Consider the following 20260-nt stretch of genomic DNA (forward strand, 5'->3'; position numbering starts at 1 on the left):
ATCTGTTCAAATTTGGCGAGCCGTTCTCCTCAAAACGACTTTCCTAACATTCAAGATCACGGAAATCGCGCGTTGACGCAAGCGATGTTTGGAACTAATTCCAAACAAGGTCTGTTCATTTTTGAACAGAAAGGGAGATATGAAGAGCGCGCCGCATTTCACCTGGGACGATCTGCAGTTCTTCCTGGCCGTGGCGAGGACGGGGCAGCTTTCGACCGCCGCGCGACAATTGCGCAGCAGCCACGCCACCGTCTCGCGCCGCATCGACCGGCTGGAATTCGCCTTGAAGGTCAAGCTCTTCGAGCGCAATCCGCGCGGCTACGTGCTGACCGGCATGGGCCAGCGCTTCATCGACACGGCCGAGCGGATGGAGCAGGAAACCGAGCGGCTGCGGGCGGACCTGACTGTCGGCTCGGCTGCGCAGCGCGGCGTCGTGCGCATCAGCGCGCCGGAAGGTATTTCCAATTTCTTCTTCACCACCATGCTGCCGGAGTTCACCGCGCGCTATCCGAACATCTCGCTGGAGCTGGTGACGATCCAGCAGATCATGTCGCTGTCGCGCAAGGAAGCCGATATCGTCGTCGTGCTCGACCCGCCAAAAGCCGGCCCCTACTTCACCGAGAAACTGACCGACTATCATCTGCAGGTCTACGGATCGCGGGACTACCTTGCCAGTCACCCGCCGGTCGAAAGCCGCAACGATCTGCCGGACCATGACTTCATCGGCTATATCGAAGACATGATCTTCGCGCCCGGCCTCGACTATCTCGGCGAGATCCATCCGCGCATCAAGCCGCAATTCCAGAGTTCCAGCATCTTCGCGCAATTGACGGCAACGAAAAACGGGCTTGGGCTCTGCGTCCTGCCGTTCTTCATTGCCTGCCGGCATCCGGATCTGCAGATGGTGCTGCCTAGGGACGTCGACCTGAAGCGTCACTATTGGATCACCTGCCACCGCGACCTGCGCCAGTCGCCGCGCGTGCGCACCGTCATCGATTTTCTGATGGAAGCGGTGCAGCGCAATGCGCCGGCCTTTCTTGGCCACGGATCAGCTTAAATATCCGATATCAGAGGCTCGGTGCCGCGAAAACCTTGCGTAAGCCGCTGGCATCGAAACCGGCTCTGTCGGCGAGCTGAAGCTCCCATTCCAGCGACGAGCGCACGATCGTTTCCAAGCAATTATACTTTGGCGTCCAGCCCAGCTCGCGATGGGCGAGCGTGGCGTCGGCGACGACGCTGGCGGTGTCGCCCGGCCGGCGCGGCGCCATGTGGATCCGAAAGGCTCGGCCATGGACGCGCATGACCATGTTCAGCACATCCAGCACCGAATATCCCAAGCCATAGCCGCAATTGGCGACAAGCGGCCGCCCGCCGCTTCGCAGATGCCGCAGCGCCATCAGATGCGCGTCGACGAGATCGGAGACATGGATATAGTCACGTACGCCGGTGCCATCATGCGTCGGATAGTCGGTACCGTAGATCTCCACCTGACGGCGGCGGCCGAGTGCTGCCTCGCAGGCAACCTTGACCAGATGGGTGGCGCCATCGGTCGATTGCCCTGCCCTGCCCTGCGGATCGGCGCCGGCGACGTTGAAATAGCGCAGCGCCACATAGCGGAAATCGTAAGCGGCGGCGGCATCGCGGAGCATCAGCTCCGACATCAACTTGGACTGACCATAGGGCGTTTCCGGCAGCAAGGGCGCGCTTTCCTTCACCGGTCTATCGGCGGGCTGCGAGCCATAGACCGCGGCGGTGGACGAAAAGACGAAATGGCGAATACCGGCCCTGATCGCCGCACTCATCAGGGTGCGTGTCTTGCCGGTATTGTTCTCATAATAGCCAAGCGGGTCTTCGATCGAGGCCGGCACGACCGAGGATCCGGCAAAGTGAATGATGGCGTCGATATCGTTTTCGGCAAAGATCGTCTGTAACAGGGCCTCATCGGCGGCATCACCGAGATAGAAGCGCGCGGCCGAAGGAACAGCCCAGCGAAAACCGGTGGACAGGCGGTCGACGACCACGACGTCCTCGCCGGCATCCAGCAATTTCCAGACCATATGGCTGCCGATATAGCCGGCTCCGCCCGTCACCAACACCGTCATTCTTCGCGTCCCCGCCAAGTCTTAAGCAGGGGATATATGAGGGTTTCATTCGTGCGATTTGATTAAAAACGCGCGTTGGGTGGGCCGCCGGCAGGGGAAGTTTGTTGCTATGGTTAGGAGGGGTTTTCCGGGATTGGTGGGATTTTAGTGATCTCGGCCAAATACGCAAAAAACCCGGCTCAGCGGCCGGGTTTTGTTAATTCATCTGCCAGCAAGCCTGTGGGCTCACAAACTCAAAACATACCGGCTCAACCGATCCGCGGCGTCCGCCACCTGTGCCGGATCGCGCAGGAAGCAGGCGCGCAGGAAGAGTTCGCCACCCTGGCCGAAGGCCGTTCCGGGTGCGAGGCCGACGCCGGTCTTGTCGACGATGTCGATGGCGGCCTTGCGGCTGTCGGTGACGCCGTCGATCTTCAGAAAGGCGTAAAGCGCGCCATCCGGCTTCAGCGTCTGGACGCGGTTGGTGGCGAGCAGGGCATCGCAGAGAATATCGCGCGAGCGGGTGGCCTTGGCGATGTTGGAACGGACGAAATCATCGCCGTCGTTCAGTGCGGCAACCGCCCCCTTCTGCATGAACTGCGCCACGCCGGAGGTCGAGTACTGCACGAGGTTTTCCATCACCTGACCAATCTCGGCCGGTGCGACGATCCAGCCGACGCGCCAGCCGGTCATCGACCAATTCTTCGAGAAGGAATTGACGAACATGATCTTGTCGTCGGCTTCCTTGATGTCGAGGAAGGAGGGCGCACGGCCACCGGCATAATAGTAAAGCGCGTAGATTTCGTCGGCCATGATCCAGAGGCCGTGCTCGCGGGCGAGCGCCAGGATATCGGACAAGTCCTGGTGCGTCGCCGTCCAGCCGGTCGGGTTCGACGGCGTGTTGATGAACAGGCCCTTGGTCCTCGGCGTGATCGCCGCCTTCAGGCGCTCGAGATCGAGTGTCCACTTACCATTTTCGAATTGCAGCGGCACGCCGACCGAGCGGGCGCCGGCGATCTCGAGCGCCGCCGCGATATTCGGCCAGGCGGGCGTGAGATAAACCATCTCATCGCCGGGCGAGGTGATCGCCTGCACAGACAGCTGGATCGCCTGCATGCCCGAGCCGGTGACGTAGAAATTCTCCATCGGCAGGGAGACATCGAAATGCCGGGCGTAGTAGGCCGATAGGGCCTGGCGCAGTTCCGGAATGCCGCGTTGCCAGGTGTAGAAGGTTTCGCCGGCGTTGAGCGAGGCCATGGCGGCGCGATTGATGAAATCCGGCGTCGGCAGATCGCCCTCGCCGACCCACAGCGGCAGCAGGCCATCGCGGCCACGAGCGTAATTCACGACTTCAACGATCCCGCTTTCAGGCGCAGCAAGCGCGCGCGGGCTAAGGCTATTCAAAATCGACATTCAAAGTCTCCGGTTTTCGCTTTCATAGAGCAGAATGGCTGCGAAATCCTATGACTTTGCCTTAGCGACCGATCGATTTCCGTGATGAATAAAGCCCCGGCCTTTGTCGGGCCGGGGCTTTTGAAGAACAGATCTAACGAGGCGACTTAGCGCTTGGCAAGAAGATCGCGAATTTCGGTGAGCAGCTGCACATCAGCCGGCGGCGGTGGTGCCGCGGCAGGCGTGTTGTCCTTGCGCTCGACCTGCGCCCGCAGCGTGTTCACGCCCTTGACCATCATGAAGATGATCCAGGCGAGGATCAGGAAGTTGATGAGGACGGTGATGAAGCTACCGTAAGCGAGAACAGCACCCTGTGCACGGGCACCGGCCAGCGTCGGGGCGTTGACCGCCGAGGAGAGGCCGAGAAAGTAATTCGAGAAATCGAAGCCGCCGAAAATCGCGCCGACGATTGGCATGATGATATCATCAACCAGTGATTTTACGATACCTCCGAAGGCGCCGCCGATGATCACGCCGACCGCGAGATCCATGACATTGCCTTTGGCGATAAATGCCTTGAATTCATTCAGCATTGAGTAGTCCCCTTTGCGTTGCCATTGAATTCATCGTTAACTATTAGCACCATCTTTTGTATTATTTTTCAATAGCGAACTAACATGATGGTTAACGCGCGAGCGTATATCCCACGCTAACTGCTCGAATGAAGCAATCTTAAAGTGCGGTCGCAGGCTTACTTGTTCGTCAGTTGCAGGTAACACAACCAAAACGATGAAAAGACGTCAGTGCTGACGGCGAGTGATTCGCTGGGACCAGACCGTTGCTTCAGGATTTGGCCACGGCCTCCGGCATCACCCGCGAGATCAGCCCGCGAACGCAATCGTTGCTCGGTGGCTGCTCGAAGAGGATCCGGTACATGATCGGCGAGATGACGTAATCCATCAGTTCGATAAGTGTTGGGAACGGCTCTCCCCGCTCCTGCGCCCGGGCGATGAGGACGCGCAATTGCTGCTGCGTGTAGCCGCTGCATTTTTCCGCATTGGCCGTATCCGGCACCGACAGGATATCCCGGATCATCTCACGCCCCGCGCCGGAGGACATTTCATCGGCATATTGCTCGGTCCACGCCTGCAGGTCCGCGCGAACGCTACCGATCTCCGCCGGTTCCGTCTCCGGCTGCAGGCGCGACGCGGCGACGTCGGCCAACAGCTCCTGCAAATCACCCCAACGGCGATAGATCGTCGACGGCGTCACATTGGCGCGTTGAGCGATCAGCGGGATCGTTACCTCTGCGCGGTCCATCACGGCCAGCATATCGCGAACCGCCTGATGCACCGAGGCCTGAACCCTGGCGCTGCGCCCACCCGGACGCGGATTTTCCCTGGAAACCATGAACTATGCCAATCTTTCCCTTTGCTGCCGGTGGTGTGTGCAAACAGTGACACGCCACTAACGCAAATTATTTGCTTTTAGTTACGCGAGACACTATATCCAACCTAACGCAACATCTTAGCTTTAAGGCAGGATATAGGCGATGACTACGATCGAATCCACCGCCAATTCACAGAACCCGCTCGGCAGACGGTTAGCGCCGCTCTTTTATGCCGCCACCAGCGCCACCTTCTTTGCCGCCTCCTCTGCGCCAACGCCGCTCTACCGCATCTATCAGCAGGCCTTTACCTTCTCGCCGATACTGATCACGGTAATCTTCGCCGTCTATGCCTTCGCGCTCCTCCTCTCGCTGCTGATCGTCGGCTCGATTTCCGATCACCTCGGGCGCCGGCCGGTGGTCTTTGCCTCGCTCATCCTCAATATGGTGGCGATGGCGCTATTTTTAATGGCCGATGGTCCGAATTGGCTGATCGCCTCCCGCATCGTACAAGGCTTTGCCACGGGTGCGGCGGCAAGCTCGATCGGCGCCGCCCTTGTCGATCTCGATCCGGCCAAGGGTTCGATCACCAACAGCATCGCGCCTCTGACAGGCATGGCGATCGGCGCGATCGGCACCAGCGCCCTGGTGCAATATGCGCCGGAGCCGATGTTCCTCGTCTATGCCATCGTGCTCGTCCTTCTCGTGGCGCAGGCCGCTTTGCTATGGAGAGTGCCGGAAACGACGCAACGCAGGGCTGGCCTTTTTGCCTCGCTGAAGCCTGAGGTGATCGTGCCGCCGCAGGCTCGCCGAACGCTGCTCGCGCTAACGCCGATCAATATTGCGGTCTGGGCCTTGGCCGGCTTTTATCTCTCACTGGTCCCATCGCTGGTGAGTACCACAACAGGCAGCACCGCACCTCTCGTCGGCGGCTCAGTGGTTGCCGCACTGACGATCAGCGCTGCGACGACTGTATTCTTGCTGCGTAAAAAACCAGCGGCAACGACGCTGACGTTCGGGATATCAACCATGACGCTCGGCATTCTCACCATCGTCGCCGGCGTACATATGGCTCAAGTACCGGTCCTGATCGGTGGCACACTGATCGCCGGCGCCGGCCTCGGCACCAATTTCGTCGCCGCCGTGCGCAGCATCATGCCTCTCGCCAAGCCCGACGAACGCGCCGGCCTGCTCTCGGCCTACTACATTCAGAGCTACCTCGCCTTCAGCCTCCCCGCCATCCTCGCCGGCTTCCTGTCAAAGGCCGTGGGATATACGGAAACCACAGACATCTACGCGATCGCCATCCTGCTGCTGGTGGGCAGCGGTGTGCTGGCTCTGTGGGCCGGAAGGGAAAAGGTGGCGGCTTCTGGATAAGGCGCCCTCCTATCCGCAGCGAAAGGGTGATCCTCAAAATCGCAGACAAACGAAAAGGGCCGCTCCCGGCGGGAACGGCCCTCTTTTATGCTCGAAAGAAATCGATCCTCAGGCAGCAGCTTTCACGCCATACGGATCGAACCGTCCGTAAAACGTCTCGCCCTTAGCCGCCATGTCCTTGAGAAGTGCCGTCGGCGCGAAATGCGGACCGTAGGTCTTGGCCAGTGTTTCGCAGAGGCTCACGAAGGCTTTGACGCCCATGCCGTCGATGTAGGAGAGCGCGCCGCCGGTATAGGGGGCGAAACCGAAGCCGAGGATGGAGCCGACATCGGCTTCGCGCGGATCGGTGACGATGCCCTCTTCCATGGTGCGGGCGGCTTCCAGCGCGATGGTGGCGAGGAAGCGCTGCTTCAACACGGTGACATCGATCTCGTCCGCCTTCTTCTGCGGATAGAGGTCCTTCAGGCCCGGCCAAAGCGATTTCTTAGCCGGCTTCGGTGGGTAATCGTAGAAGCCCTTGGAATTCTTCCGGCCGAGGCGACCCTCGCCCTCCACAAGACCGCTGACCAGCTGCATGTGACGCGGGTCGACGGCTTTCTCGCCGAGATCGGCGACGGTCGCTTTCAGGATCTTATAGGATAGATCGATGGCGACTTCGTCGTTCAGCGCCAGCGGGCCGACCGGCATGCCGGCCATTTTCGCAGCGTTTTCGATCATTGTCGGCGGCACGCCTTCGATCAGCATGTCATAGGCTTCATGGATGTAGCGGAAGACGCAGCGATTGACGAAGAAGCCGCGAGTATCATTGACGACGATCGGCGTCTTCTTGATCGCGGCGACATAGTCGAGCGCCACGGCAAGCGCACGGTCGCCCGTTTCCTTGCCAAGGATGACTTCGGTCAGCATCATCTTCTCGACCGGCGAGAAGAAATGGACGCCGATGAAATCAGCGGGACGCTTGGAGTTCTTCGCAAGGCCGGAGATCGGCAGCGTCGAGGTGTTGGAGGCAAAGATGGCGCCTTCCGGCAGCACGGCTTCGACCGCCTCGATGACCGCCTTCTTCACTTCACGATCCTCGAACACCGCTTCGATGACGAGATCGGCATCGCTGAGATCGGCGTAGGTGGCAGATGGCGTGATGCGAGAGAGTAGCGCTGCGCCATCTTCCTGCGTCAGCCTTCCCTTACCAATTGCATCCTTCACCAGACCTTCGCCAACGCTCTTGCCCTTGCCGGCAGCCTCCAGATCGCGGTCGATCAGGGTGACGGGCAAGCCGGCGGCGGCAGTGACATAAGCGATGGAGGCGCCCATGAAGCCCGCGCCGACGACGCCGACTTTCTTCAGCACCGTTTTCGGCTGTCCGGCCGGACGGCGGGCGCCCTTGCCGAGTTCCTGCATGGAGATGAACAGCGAGCGGATCATCGAATAGGCTTCGGTGGTCTGCAGCACCTGGGTGAAATAGCGCTGCTCGATCTTCAGGCCGGTGTCGAAGGGGACTTGCAGGCCTTCATAGACGCATTTGAGAATGGCGAGCGCTGCCGGGTAATTGCCCGAGGTTTCGCGGCGAAGGATAGCCGGTGCGGCCGGCCAGAGCTGCGCAGCAGCCGGCGTCCAGATGCCGCCGCCGGGCGCCTTGAAGCCCTTTTCGTCCCAGGGTGCGACCGGCTTCAGCCCGTCCTTGATCATCTGCTTGGCAGCCGGGATCAGCTGATCCGGCTCGACCACCTGATGCACCAGGTTCATCGCCTTGGCGCGCACCGCCGTCAGCGACTGGCCGGTGGTCATCATCTGCAGGGCGGACTGCGCATCCGTCAGCCGTGACACACGCTGCGTGCCGCCAGCGCCGGGGAAAATGCCGACCTTGACTTCGGGCAGTGCGATCTTGACGCTCTTGGCGCTGGAGGCAACGCGGCCATGGCAGGCGAGCGACAGCTCAAAGGCACCGCCCATGCAGGTGCCGTTGATGGCCGATACCCACGGCTTGCCACAGGTTTCCAGCTTGCGGAACAGGCCCGTCATACGGCCGACGAGATCGAAAAGTTTTTGCGCGGCGCCGGCCGGCTCCTTCGCCTTCTCATCCTGATAGAAAGAGAACATCGACTTGATCATCGAGAGATCAGCGCCGCCGGAGAAGGAGGACTTGCCGGAGGTAAAGACGACGCCCTTGACCGCCGCGTCGGCAACAGTCGCGTCGATGATGGCATTCAGCTCGTCCATCACCTCGGAGGTGAAGACGTTCATGGATTTGCCGGGCATGTCCCAGGTGACGAGTGCGATGCCGTCTGCGTCGGTCTCGATGGTGAAATTTGTGTAAGCCATTGCTTTCCCCTCCCTCAGACGCGTTCGACGATCGTGGCCGTGCCCATGCCGGCGCCGATGCAGAGCGTGACCAGTGCCACGTTCAGATCGCGGCGTTCCAGCTCGTCCAGCACCGTGCCGAGGATCATCGCGCCGGTGGCGCCCAGCGGATGGCCCATGGCGATGGCGCCACCATTGACGTTGATCTTGTCATGCGAAATCTCGAAAGCCTGCATGTAGCGCAGCACGACGGCGGCAAAGGCTTCGTTGAGCTCGAACAGATCGATATCGGCAAGCGACATGCCGGTGCGCTTCAGGAGCTTTTCCGTGACGTCGACCGGGCCGGTCAGCATCAGCGCCGGGTCGGAGCCGATATTGGCGAAGGCCTTGATGCGGCCGCGCGGCTTCAGCCCCATGCTCTTACCGCCCGCCTTGGAACCGAGCAACACGGCAGCGGCGCCATCAACGATCCCCGAGGAATTGCCGGCGTGATGCACATAATTGATGCGCTCGACTTCCGGATGCGCCTGGATGCCGACAGCTTCGAAGCCGCCCATCTCGCCGGGCATCTGGAAGGACGGATTAAGGGAAGCCAGCGCCTGCATGTCGGTGCCGGGGCGCATATGCTCGTCGCGGTCAAGAATGGTCAGGCCGTTGATATCCTTCACCGGCACGACGGAATTCTTGAAATAGCCCTTCTCCCAGGCATTCGCCGCCCGCTTCTGGCTTTCGACCGCATAGGCGTCGACGTCATCACGGGAGAAGCCGTATTTGGTGGCGATCAGATCGGCGGAGACGCCCTGCGGCATGAAATAGGCCGGAAAATTGACCGACGGGTCCATGAACCAGGCGCCGCCGGACATGCCGAGACCGACGCGCGACATGCTCTCGACGCCGCCGGCAATGACGATATCGTCAGCCCCTTGTGCGATCTTGGCCGCGCCGAAATTCACGGCATCGAGCCCGGAAGCGCAGAAGCGCGAGATCTGCATGCCGGGCGCTTTGGTGGAGTAGCCCGCTTCGAAGGCAGCGCCCCTCGGGATGACGGCGCCGGCTTCCATGACCGGATCGACGCAGCCCATGATGATGTCGTCCACCGTCCCGGTGTCGAGCCCATTGCGATCGCGGATCGCCTCGAGCGTCTTGGCGGCCAGACGGACGGACGGCACTTCGTGCAGCGATCCATCCTTCTTGCCGCGCCCGCGCGGCGTACGCACATGGTCGTAAATGAAAACCTCAGTCATGTCTCATCTCCCTGCGGCGGCAAGCGCCGTTGTATTCATTACCCACCTTCTCCCCGCCGGGGAGAAGGATGCGCGTTAGCGCAGGTTGAGGGGGCGTTGCACCGTAAGGCTGCCTTTCGCTTGCCGCTCAAGGCCTCGGAGCTCTGCTCCTCGCTCCCTCATCCGCCCTTCGGGCACCTTCTCCCCAAGGGGAGAAGGGGATTCCCATCAAAACGCTTCCGCGGCCAGTTCCATCATCGTGTCGGCGCCGGCTTCGATGCGGGCCTTGCGCAGTGCCGTTTCCGGCATGATGCGCTCCATGTAGAACCGTGCCGTGACAAGCTTGTTCTTCAGATAATCCTCGCGCGCGGTGTCGCCGTTCGCAAGGCCATCCTGCGCCGCCTTTGCCATCTTCGCCCACATATAGCCGAGGACGACGAGGCCGAAGAGGTGCATGTAGTCGGTCGAGCCGGCGCCGGCATTGTCGGGCTTGGCCATGGCATTCTGCATGAACCACATGGTCGCGGCCTGGGCGTCGTTCAAGCCCTTCTTCAGGTGCTTGGTGAAGAAACCCAGCTGCTCGTCGTTGCGGTTCTCCTCGCAGAAATCGCCGATTTCCTTGAACAGAGCCATGACGGCGCGACCGCCATTCAACGCCAGCTTGCGGCCGACGAGATCGAGCGCCTGGATGCCATTGGCGCCCTCATAGATCATGGTGATGCGGGCATCGCGAACATACTGGCTCATGCCATGCTCTTCGATATAGCCGTGGCCGCCAAAGACCTGCTGCGCCATGACGGCATGATCGAAGCCCTTGTCGGTGAGGACGCCCTTGAGGATCGGCGTCGCCAGACCGAGAATATCGTCGGCGGCCTGCCGCTCCTTTTCGTCCTCAGAGCGATGAGCGATGTCAGACTTCAGCGCCGTCCAGAGCAGGAAGGCGCGGCCGGCCTCGTTGAAGGCGCGGATGGTCATCAGCGTGCGGCGGATATCGGGATGGACGATGATGGGGTCTGCCTTCTTGTCCGGCGCCTTCGGGCCGGAGAGCGAGCGGCCCTGGATGCGGTCGCGGGCATAGGCGGCGGCATTCTGGTAAGCGATCTCGGCGATCGACAGACCCTGCAGACCGACACCGAGGCGTGCCTCGTTCATCATCACGAACATGGCGTTGAGGCCCTTGTTCTCGGCGCCGATGAGGAAGCCGGTCGCCTCGTCATAGTTCATGACGCAGGTGGCGTTGCCGTGAATGCCCATCTTGTGCTCGATGGCGCCGCAGGAAACCGGGTTGCGGGCGCCGAGCGAGCCGTCTTCCTTCACCATGTATTTCGGCACGATGAACAGCGAGATGCCCTTGGTGCCTTCCGGCGCGCCCTCGATGCGGGCAAGCACCAGATGGACGATATTGTCGGTCATGTCATGTTCGCCGGCGGAGATGAAGATCTTCTGGCCGGAAATCTTGTAGCTGCCGTCACCTTGCGGCACTGCCTTGGTGCGCAGCAGGCCGAGATCGGTGCCGCAATGCGGCTCGGTAAGGTTCATGGTGCCGGACCATGTGCCCTCGACCATCTTCGGGAGATAGGTGCGCTTCTGCTCGTCGGAACCATGCACGAGGATCGCGGCGATCGCGCCCTGCGTCAGGCCGGGATACATCATCAGCGACATGTTGGCGGCGGAGGTATATTCGCCGACGGCGGCGTGCAACGTATAGGGAAGCCCCTGCCCGCCGAACTCTTCCGGCACGGCAAGGCCGATCCAGCCGCCTTCGCAATAGGCCTGATACCCTTGCTTGAAACCCTTCGGCGTCGAGACCGTGGCGTCGTCGTGGCGCACGCAGCCTTCCTGATCGCCGGAATAATTCAGCGGGAAAAGCACCTCTTCCGCCAGCTTCGCAGCCTCGCCGACGATCGCCTCGATCATGTCGGGGCTGGCCTCGGCAAAGCCCGGCAGATTGTTGTAGCGTTCCAGCCCAAGTACGTCGTTCAGGACGAAGAGCGTATCGGTCACCGGGGCCTTGTAGACTGGCATTTTTCGAATTCCTCCAATTCGGTGCCGGACCTCGTATTCCGGCCTTTGAGCTAGTCTTACAAAATATTGACGTTTGCGTAAACGTCAAATTTGAGTGACGGTGCGATTTTTTAAGCAAGCGAGGAAGTCGATTTCGGGCTATCGGGAACAAAGGCAGGATCCGACCGGTATCGCGCCCGCCACATTTATAAGAACATGAACATATTCAATAACAAGACCGAAATAAAAGGTTAAGATTTCGGCAAAACTTAACGGGTTGTTTACCACGTTTCATAGATTGTGCGGGATGAGCAGCGATGCTTCGCGCTTCCTTCATCAATATGGTTCGGGGAAGCGCCGTTTCGCGGCTCGGTCTGAGGAAAGCCTACCAAATCATCCCTTTCCGAACGGTGGGATGCGATCTTGCGCTGAGAACGCCGAGTCGCCCTCCCGCACAGCAAGAAGGCCCAGAGCGGGGCCGAGGCGAGCAAAAGATGAGCGGATCGCGATCAAATCCTACCGGCACGGGCGACTGGACGTCGCTGGATGCGCTGAGTCGCACCATCGAAGGGCTGGAAGCACGCATCGAGGGCCTGATGGGCACGGCTGCCGCGCAGGATACGCGCCAGCGTGTTGCGGGCGGCTATGGTGCAGTGCCGGAACGCCGCACCATGCCGGACCGTGCGCCCCTCCCGGAGCGGGCGCCGCGTACCGAACGCGAAGCCTATGCAAGCCGCCCCTATGAACGCCCTCTCCGTCCCGAGCGCGCCGAAACCGAGCTGCGCTCCGATCCCCTCGCCGAAATCCGTCAGCGGCAGCGCGTGCTGGAGGCCAGCCGCGAGCGCATGCATCCTCGCCGCGACGACAGCACAGTGGCCGAACAGCCGCTTGGCAGGCGCGTCGCCGACCGTCAATCCCCCCGCCCGCCGCTGCCCTCGGCCCTGCGGCCCGCCGCCGAAAGCTCGGTCGATATCGCCCAGGCGCTGGTCAACCTGCGCCAGGACCTGAAGCGCGACATCGCTGAAAGCGTTACCCGCGAGGTCAGCGCGCTTCGCGCCGAAATCCGCGATATTCGTGACAATACCGAGGACAAGCATTTCGCCGCCGATGTGCGTGAGGACATGGCACGGCTTGCCGACAGCATCAGCCAGCTCGCGGTGCACCCCGGCCAGCCGGAAACCACCGGCTTGAAGGCGGAGTTCGACGAACTGCGCTCGCTGATGGACGGGCTTGCCCGCGAAGAGTCCCTGCACCATGTCGAGCGCCAGGTTCAGGCGATCGATACCGCCGGCCTGCAGGACGAAGTGGTGTCACTTGCCTATCGCCTTGACGATATCAAGCAGCATCTCGGCAGCACGGGCGACAGCCCCGCTGTCCGGGCGCTGGAAAACAAGCTGCTGACGATCGCCACCGCCATGGAGAGCCTCGGCGGCATGATGAAGCCGCAAGACCAGGCCATGCAGCGGCTCGAAGGCCGCATTAGCGGCATCGCCGACCAGATCGACACGATGAGCCGCGATACTACACGCCAGCAGCCGTCGGACGATCTCTCCAACCGCCTCGAAGCGCTGGCCATGCGGATCGACGACCTCGGCAACAGCAAGACCGTCGCCCGGCTGGAAGAACGCCTGGATCAGCTGTCCCTTCTGATGGAGCGCTCGCAGAGAGCGGTACCGCAGCCGGAACTGGTCAACTACCTTGCCGATATCTCGCGCAAGATCGATGCACTCGACCATGGATCGGTCGACCATGTGCTGGCCGAGCGGCTGGACTACCTGGCGCGGCGCATCGATGAGATGGAGTCCCATCCGGTGCAGTCAGTAGCCGGCCTAGATGACGGCGCTGTTCGCCGGCTGGAGGGCCGCCTCTCCGATATCGCCGCGCGTCTGGAGGTCAGCACCGCCGCGCCGCCGACAGATACGCTGGCTTTGCGCCATCTCGAAGAGCAGATCGCCCATCTCTCGACATTGCTGATGAGCGAGCCGCGCCCCGGCGCCGATCACATGCCCGTCGATTTCGACCGGCGCATGAGCGCCATCGAAGAGTACATGACGACCAATGACGAATATGTCATCGAAGCGGCCCGCCACGCGGCGGAAGCGGTCGTCGAGGCCTATTCGCGCGAGGGCACCTTCGGCAACAGCGCGCACGCCTCCGACATGTCGGCGATGACGGCGCTCGCCGAGGATCTTCGCCATCTCGAAGACCTCAGTCGCAGCAGTGACGAACGCACACACCGCACCTTCGAGGCGCTGCACGGCACGCTGCTCCAGATCGCTGACCGGCTGGATCACATGGAACATCGCCGGCCGGCGGCTGCCATGCCGGCCGCCAGTTTCGAGAGCGACGTCTTCGCCGAAGCCGAAGCCCCGCCGATAAAGCCGCCTTTGGCTGCGCCGCAGCAGGCTGGCCCAATCATCCGCACCATCGCTCCGGCGGAGATACAGCCCTCAGGGGAAGTCGCCGTCGCACAGGCGATCGATGCCGCTACCAAGGCAGAGATCAAGGCCGCGGCGAAGAAGGACGGCGTGAAGCCGGGCCTGCTCGCCAGCCTCGGCAAACGCTTCTTCACGCCTGAGAAAGCCGAACCGATCTTCACGCCCGACCGGCCCGTGATCGAGCCGGCGCCGTCGATCGATCCGATCGACATGATGCCGGCCGAAGAGGCCAACGAACTCATCGAGCCGGGTGCGGGCGCTCCCGATATCAAGAAGATCCTGGAGCGAGTGCGCGCCAGCCAGAATGCGGCGCGCAGCGGCAATGCCAAGCAGCCGAGCGAAAACGAACGCGCCGACTATATCGCCGCCGCCCGCCGCGCCGCGCAGGCCGCCGCAATGGAGGTGGACCAGACACAGCGTTCGGCTCCCGCCGCCAAGAGCGACGACAAGAAGCGCGGCGCATTCTCGCGCTTCCGCCGTCCGATCCTGCTCGCCGTCGGCGCAGCCCTGCTCGCCATCATGGCTTTCCCGCTGGTCAATACGCTGACGCGCGGCCAGAAAGCGCCGACCGAGATCTCCGTACACACCTCGGCGACCGACGCCGCCCAAACACCGGCATCGAACGCTCAGGCGACAGCGGGCGCACCGGCCGGCCAGGCACCGGCGACGCAGGCCTCCACGGACAGTACCGCCGGAACGGCACAACCCTCCCCGGCTGTCGCACCCACGAGCGATCACCTGACCACCGCGGCCCCGCTTGACGGCAACCAGACCAGCGAGGCGCTGACGCCGACCGGCAGCGCTGCGCCCGCCCAGCAGACCACAGCCTTCGTACCCACTGACACCGCAGCCGCCGCGATCACCGTGCCCGACGGCATCCAGCCGCCGACGCTGGTTGCCGCCGCCAAGTCCGGCGATCCCGTCGCCCTGTTCGAGATCGGTGCGCGCTATACGGATGGCCGGGGCGTTACGGCTGACCTCAAGCAAGCAGCTAGCTGGTATCAGCTTGCCGCCGACAAGGGCTACGCGCCGGCGCAGTACCGGCTTGCCAGCATGTACGAGAAGGGCAATGGCCTTGACCGCGATCTGGCCAAGGCCAAGAGCTATTACGAGCAGGCCGCCAATCAGGGCAATGCCAGCGCCATGCACAACCTGGCCGTCCTTGAGGCCTCCGGCACGGCAGGCCCGCAGGATTATCAGACGGCGGCGAACTGGTTCATCAAAGCCGCCAATCTCGGCGTCTCCGACAGCCAGTTCAACCTCGCAATTCTCTATGCACGCGGCAACGGCGTGACGCAGGACCTGCAGGAATCCTACAAATGGTTCGCGATCGCCGCCAAGGGTGGCGACAAGGACGCAGCGCAGAAGCGCGACGAAGTGGCGAACGCCATGAAGCCGGACGCGCTTGAAGGCGCCCGCGCCAAGGTCGACCTCTGGAAGGTACAGCCGCTGGACGCCGGGGCCAACGGCACCAACATCCCCGAGGAATGGACGACCGGCAAGGGCGTGAACACCGCCTCGGTCGACATGAAGAAGGCGATCCGCAATATCCAGGCGATCCTCAATAACAACGGCTTCGATGCCGGCGCTCCGGATGGCTCCATGGGCGAGAAGACGGTCGCCGCGCTGAAGAGCTTCCAGAAATCGGTCGGCCTGCCGCAGGACGGCCGGGTGAGCGACAAGGTCGTCAAGGAATTGCTGGCACGCAACAACTAGAGCGTTGCGCGCTTCATTTCGGATCTAGGAAGCCCTTGAGCACGCTGTCGTTGCGGTGCACGGCCTCGAGCAGCGTCTTGCAGGCGAAAGCCTGCTTGCCCTTGCCGTCATTTTTCTTACCGGCCGGCGATTGTCTGATCATATCGTCGGCGGATTTGATTGCCTCGCTGACGGCCTCGTGAAATGGCGCGCCCTCGACGCGGTCGACCCTGTGAATGCCCTCGGCATCCAGGAATGCATCCACCTTGCTCTCGTTGAGGGTCAGGTTTGGGCAATTGGCGGCAAGGCCGGTTGCGACCCCATACTGCTTGGCGATCAAGAGAGACCGATCCGCTTGCGCGGCGGCGACCGATGCGACGCTCATGGCTGCAACCAAGATCGAAATAGCAAGTTTTCGCAACCGAATCCCTCATGTGTTAAACTTGTGCGTGTTCGGCCAATTCTAGCAACATGCCTGTGACGACAAAAAGGCCGATGGCGGCTTCAGGCCAGCTTTGCATCGTGAAGAAAACCGTCACATGATCGCAAAAAAAGCCACGCTAAGTTGGGATGAAGACTGCAAAAGCTGAGAGATGTCAGCGCTTTTCCTAAGGCTCTGGCAATCATTTCAGATTAGGCTCCTCTGTTTAATGGGGAATTATCCATAGGCGTCCGCTCGTTTGCGTCCGGATGTCTGCAACTGGGATCAGACCGTGACGATCTATCTGCCGATCGCAGAACTGTCCGTGAATATCTTCATTATTCTCGGCATGGGCGCAGCCGTTGGGTTTCTCTCCGGCATGTTCGGCGTTGGCGGCGGCTTTCTGATCACGCCGCTTCTGATCTTCTACAATATCCCCCCCGTCGTCGCCGTCGCCACCGGCGCCAACCAGGTCGTCGCCTCGTCGATCTCCGGCGCCATCACCCATTTCAGGCGCGGCACACTGGATATGAAGCTCGGATCGGTGCTTCTGATCGGCGGTCTTTCCGGTGCTACGGTCGGCATCTGGATCTTCTCGCTGCTCCGCCGCATCGGCCAGCTCGATCTCTTCATCTCTCTTCTCTACGTGGTCTTCCTTGGCACGATCGGCGGGTTGATGCTGTGGGAAAGCCTGAATGCGATGCGCCGCGCCGCCCGCAACGAGCCGGCGGCACCCCGCAGACCGGGGCATCATAGCTGGGTGCACCGGCTGCCGCTGAAGATGCGCTTCAAGAAATCGAAGATCTATCTGAGCGTCATCCCCGTGATCGCCCTCGGCTTCGGCATTGGCATCCTGACCTCGGTCATGGGCGTCGGCGGCGGTTTCATCATGGTGCCGGCGATGATCTATCTCTTGCGCATCCCGACCAATGTCGTGGTCGGGACCTCGCTGTTCCAGATCATCTTCGTCACCGCCTACACCACCATCGTCCAGGCGGCGACCAACTATTCCGTCGATATCGTGCTGGCCTTCCTACTGATGGTAGCGGGCGTCATCGGCGCGCAATATGGCGTGCGTGTCGGCCAGAAGCTGCGCGGCGAACAGTTGCGCGCCCTGCTCGGCCTGCTGGTGCTTGCCGTGGGCCTGCGCCTATTGATCGCGCTGGTGGTCACGCCTGCCGATATCTATTCCGTCGTGCTCGAAGGGTCGGGCCGATGAGACGTTACAGCCTGATCCTCGCCGCCAGCCTCCTGCTTGCGCCGTTCAGCGCCAAGGCGCAGGTACTGCTCGATCAGCCGACCACCTCGACGACGGTGCGCGAGACGATGGAGATCGGCACCTCGACCAGCGAAATCGCCATCACCTCCGACTTCACCGGCGCCGATCTGACGATCTTCGGTGCGCTGGGGAATACCGACCAGCTGCTTCTGGCGATCGGCCAATATGACATCGTCGTCGTGCTGGAAGGACCGCGCGAAAATGCCACCGTGCGCAAGAAGGAGCGGGTCTTCGGCATCTGGATCAATACCCGCTCGATGACCTTCGAGCATGTGCCGCAGGCCTATTCGCTATCGAGCACGCGGGCCGTCGACAACATCACCGCGCCGCTCGAACTGAATGATCGCGGCATCGGCACGGATCATATTCCGCTCATCCCGGTCGGCTTCGTCGGTAGCGGCGCCGATGTGCCGGAATTCCGGCAGGCCTTCCGGCGATTGCAGCAGTCCGGCGGCCTCTATGAAAGCGATCCGGCCGGCGTGCGCTTCGTCAGCTCCAGTCTGTTCAAGGCAACCTTGCGGCTCCCGGCCAACGTACCGAACGGCGTGCATACGGTGCGCGCCTATCTCTTCAAGAGCGGCAAATTCATCGGCGAAAAAGCCCTGCCGCTGCGCGTTATCAAGACCGGCATAGAGCAGACCATCACCGATGCGGCGCACGGCCAGCCGATTGCCTATGGCATGTTTTCGGTGTTGCTGGCGGTGATCACGGGATGGACGGCGAGTTTTGTGTTCAGGAAGCGCTGATCAAGCACTCTTCTTCCGCGCCACCACCTCCAAATAAGCATCCGTCAGTCGTCCAAGCACCGACGGCGTGCCCGGCGGCAACACCTTGCCCAGGTGCCGTGCCCTGAGCTCCTCCATGAAGTCCTCCCAGAGCGCCGGCCCGCCATCCTCCAGCAGCTCGGCACGGATCGACAGCTCTTCGGAGACCGGCAGGTGCTTGCGGCCCCAGGCGCCCATATGGGCGAAAAGCGGCACGAGCTCGATCGCCATTTCGGTGAGGCTGTAGATGGCCTTCTGCTTGTGGGTCGGATCGTCGTCACGGGTGAGAAGCCCGCGCTCCACCAAGCGCTTCAGTCGATCGGCGAGGATGTTGGAGGCGATGCCTTCCTGCGAATTCTGCAGAAGCTCGCGAAAGTGGCGGCGATTGCCGAACATGATGTCGCGGATGATGATCAGGCTCCAGCGGTCGCCGAGGATTTCGAGCGTCAGATTGATCGGGCAGCCGGAGCGATGAGGTGCGTCCATAGAGATCTCCAAAAAACTGCTTGCATTTTGCCATCAGTCGATCTAGCTTTCAACTGCTTGCTTTTAGCAACCAGTTTTGATTATGACGCGGTTATTATCAAGGAGGAACCCGATGAGAAAGCTTGTTGTCTGGAACCTGATGACGCTCGACGGATATTTCGAGGGAACGAAGCCCTGGGATCTGGATTTCCACATGCTCGCCTGGGGAGACGAGCTGGAGCGCTACGCGACCGAACTCGGCCAGGAAGGCGATCTCCTGATCTTCGGCCGCAAGACCTACGAGGGCATGGCCGCCTATTGGCAGACCGCGACTGAAACACCCGAGATCGCCACCTATATGAACGGTATCGCCAAGATCGCCGCCTCACGGACGATGGACAAGGCAGAGTGGAACAATACCCGCGTCGTTCCCGACATCGCCGCTGAAGTCAGAAAACTGAAAGCGGAGCCAGGTAAAACCATGTTCGTCTTCGGCAGCGCCGAGGTGACGGATGCGTTGCTGAAGGCGGGATTGGTGGACGAGATCCGCATCTGTCTCGTCCCCGTCGTTCTCGGAGCCGGCAACCCGCATTTCAAGCCGGCAGGAGAACAGCGGCCGATGAAGCTCATCGACTCCACGCCTTTGAAGACCGGCGCGGTGATCCTGCGCTATGAGCCCACGAAGGCGGCCTAAGCCGAGAGATTGCCGAAGCGTACCGAATAGATCCGGTCGCGGCCGAGCAGATGGGCAATCAGGCTTTCGCGGTCGAACAGGCCGGCCATGGCCTTGTGACGTAGGTCCAGCCCGCCGGTCATGATGCCGAAGGCGGGCATCAGCAGGCGGGCGCCGTCGGTGGCAAAGCACGGGCGACGGATGGACTTCTCGCGACGACGGACGGTGGCGGAGGGATGCAGATGGCCGGCGATTTCGCCGACCTGTCGACCGCCTTTCGGCTCGTGACGGAAGGTCAGGCCACCATAATGCATCTCGTCGACAGACTGGCCGGGCAGATCGACCGTGCCGTCCGGATCGTGGTTGCCGTTGATCCAGATCCATTCGCGGCCGCGCGCCATGGTGACGATCAGGCTGCGGAATTCCTCCGGCAAATGCGCGGAGCCGACGCGGTCATGGAAATTGTCGCCGAGCGAGACGACGAGCTTCGGATCGTAGCGGGAGATGACGGCGGCAAGCACGGTCAGCGTCGCCAGCGTATCGTAAGGCGGCAGCAGCATGCCGCGCCGCGCGAAGGCGGCCCCCTTTTCCAGATGCAGATCGGAAACGACGAGAATGCCGGCATCCGGGAGATAGAGTGCGCCGAGCGGATCGCAGACGGCGGCAACGCCATGAACAGCCGTCTCCACGCCCGATGCGGGCGCCAGGCCATTTCTGAATTGGCCATTCATCTCTCGCGCTAGCGCCAGCCGGTTCATCACTT

Annotated in this window: 16 protein-coding genes; 6 read left to right on the forward strand and 10 right to left on the reverse strand. The window is 61.7% G+C overall.

The window, feature by feature from the left end:
- Positions 1-139: 139 nt before the first annotated feature.
- On the forward strand, positions 140-1057 hold the full coding sequence (locus AC1RO0_RS21885) for a LysR family transcriptional regulator (RefSeq protein ID WP_498594875.1): 918 nt from the start codon (positions 140-142) through the stop codon (positions 1055-1057).
- Between the two features lie 10 nt (positions 1058-1067).
- On the opposite strand, the gene galE is transcribed toward AC1RO0_RS21885, so the two are convergent.
- From galE to AC1RO0_RS21905, 4 genes are all read right to left on the reverse strand, one after another.
- Entirely contained in the window at positions 1068-2102 is a 1035-nt protein-coding gene (gene galE, locus AC1RO0_RS21890) for a UDP-glucose 4-epimerase GalE (RefSeq protein WP_498594876.1), read from the reverse strand.
- Positions 2103-2327: 225 nt separating this feature from the next.
- Complete coding sequence (locus tag AC1RO0_RS21895; RefSeq protein ID WP_498594877.1) at positions 2328-3494, reverse strand: pyridoxal phosphate-dependent aminotransferase; 1167 nt, start codon at positions 3492-3494, stop codon at positions 2328-2330.
- 146 nt (positions 3495-3640) lie between these two features.
- On the reverse strand, positions 3641-4066 hold the full coding sequence (gene mscL, locus AC1RO0_RS21900) for a large conductance mechanosensitive channel protein MscL (protein WP_498594878.1): 426 nt from the start codon (positions 4064-4066) through the stop codon (positions 3641-3643).
- 250 nt (positions 4067-4316) lie between these two features.
- Positions 4317-4883 carry a TetR/AcrR family transcriptional regulator gene (locus AC1RO0_RS21905; RefSeq protein WP_498594879.1) on the reverse strand — a complete coding sequence of 189 codons (567 nt, stop codon included), beginning with the start codon at positions 4881-4883 and terminating at the stop codon, positions 4317-4319.
- A 142-nt stretch (positions 4884-5025) separates the two neighbouring features.
- On the opposite strand from AC1RO0_RS21905, the gene AC1RO0_RS21910 reads away from it, so the two are divergent.
- Entirely contained in the window at positions 5026-6237 is a 1212-nt protein-coding gene (locus tag AC1RO0_RS21910; protein ID WP_498594880.1) for an MFS transporter, read from the forward strand.
- 108 nt (positions 6238-6345) lie between these two features.
- On the opposite strand, the gene AC1RO0_RS21915 is transcribed toward AC1RO0_RS21910, so the two are convergent.
- From AC1RO0_RS21915 to AC1RO0_RS21925, 3 genes are all read right to left on the reverse strand, one after another.
- On the reverse strand, positions 6346-8556 hold the full coding sequence (locus AC1RO0_RS21915; protein WP_498594881.1) for a 3-hydroxyacyl-CoA dehydrogenase NAD-binding domain-containing protein: 2211 nt from the start codon (positions 8554-8556) through the stop codon (positions 6346-6348).
- Between the two features lie 14 nt (positions 8557-8570).
- On the reverse strand, positions 8571-9779 hold the full coding sequence (locus AC1RO0_RS21920) for an acetyl-CoA C-acetyltransferase (RefSeq protein WP_498594882.1): 1209 nt from the start codon (positions 9777-9779) through the stop codon (positions 8571-8573).
- A 207-nt stretch (positions 9780-9986) separates the two neighbouring features.
- Positions 9987-11783 (reverse strand): acyl-CoA dehydrogenase C-terminal domain-containing protein, encoded by a 1797-nt coding sequence (locus AC1RO0_RS21925; RefSeq protein ID WP_498594883.1) that lies wholly within the window; start codon positions 11781-11783, stop codon positions 9987-9989.
- 473 nt (positions 11784-12256) lie between these two features.
- Between AC1RO0_RS21925 and AC1RO0_RS21930 the strand changes: the two genes are divergently transcribed.
- Positions 12257-15916, forward strand: a complete 3660-nt coding sequence (locus AC1RO0_RS21930) for a peptidoglycan-binding protein (protein WP_498594884.1) — start codon at positions 12257-12259, stop codon at positions 15914-15916.
- A 13-nt stretch (positions 15917-15929) separates the two neighbouring features.
- Here the strand turns inward: AC1RO0_RS21930 and AC1RO0_RS21935 are convergent, their stop codons facing one another.
- Complete coding sequence (locus AC1RO0_RS21935; RefSeq protein WP_498594885.1) at positions 15930-16280, reverse strand: hypothetical protein; 351 nt, start codon at positions 16278-16280, stop codon at positions 15930-15932.
- A gap of 328 nt (positions 16281-16608) precedes the next feature.
- On the opposite strand from AC1RO0_RS21935, the gene AC1RO0_RS21940 reads away from it, so the two are divergent.
- Both AC1RO0_RS21940 and AC1RO0_RS21945 read left to right on the forward strand, forming a co-directional pair.
- Positions 16609-17535 carry a sulfite exporter TauE/SafE family protein gene (locus AC1RO0_RS21940; RefSeq protein ID WP_012650930.1) on the forward strand — a complete coding sequence of 309 codons (927 nt, stop codon included), beginning with the start codon at positions 16609-16611 and terminating at the stop codon, positions 17533-17535.
- Positions 17532-18341, forward strand: a complete 810-nt coding sequence (locus tag AC1RO0_RS21945; RefSeq protein WP_498594886.1) for a TIGR02186 family protein — start codon at positions 17532-17534, stop codon at positions 18339-18341. Before AC1RO0_RS21940 ends, AC1RO0_RS21945 begins: the two co-directional genes overlap by 4 nt.
- Here AC1RO0_RS21945 and AC1RO0_RS21950 read toward each other — a convergent pair whose 3' ends face one another.
- The gene (locus tag AC1RO0_RS21950) at positions 18342-18845 is read right to left on the reverse strand and encodes a winged helix-turn-helix transcriptional regulator (RefSeq protein ID WP_498594887.1); all 504 of its coding nucleotides are present in this window, start codon (positions 18843-18845) and stop codon (positions 18342-18344) included.
- 112 nt (positions 18846-18957) lie between these two features.
- Here AC1RO0_RS21950 and AC1RO0_RS21955 point away from each other — a divergent pair, with 112 nt between their 5' ends.
- Positions 18958-19518, forward strand: coding sequence for a dihydrofolate reductase family protein (locus AC1RO0_RS21955; protein WP_498594888.1), 561 nt, complete (start codon positions 18958-18960; stop codon positions 19516-19518).
- Here AC1RO0_RS21955 and pdeM read toward each other — a convergent pair.
- Entirely contained in the window at positions 19515-20255 is a 741-nt protein-coding gene (pdeM, locus tag AC1RO0_RS21960; protein WP_498594889.1) for a ligase-associated DNA damage response endonuclease PdeM, read from the reverse strand. The genes AC1RO0_RS21955 and pdeM overlap by 4 nt on opposite strands.
- Positions 20256-20260 lie beyond the last annotated feature (5 nt).

The organism is Rhizobium sp. GW821-FHT14E12, assembly GCF_058803745.1.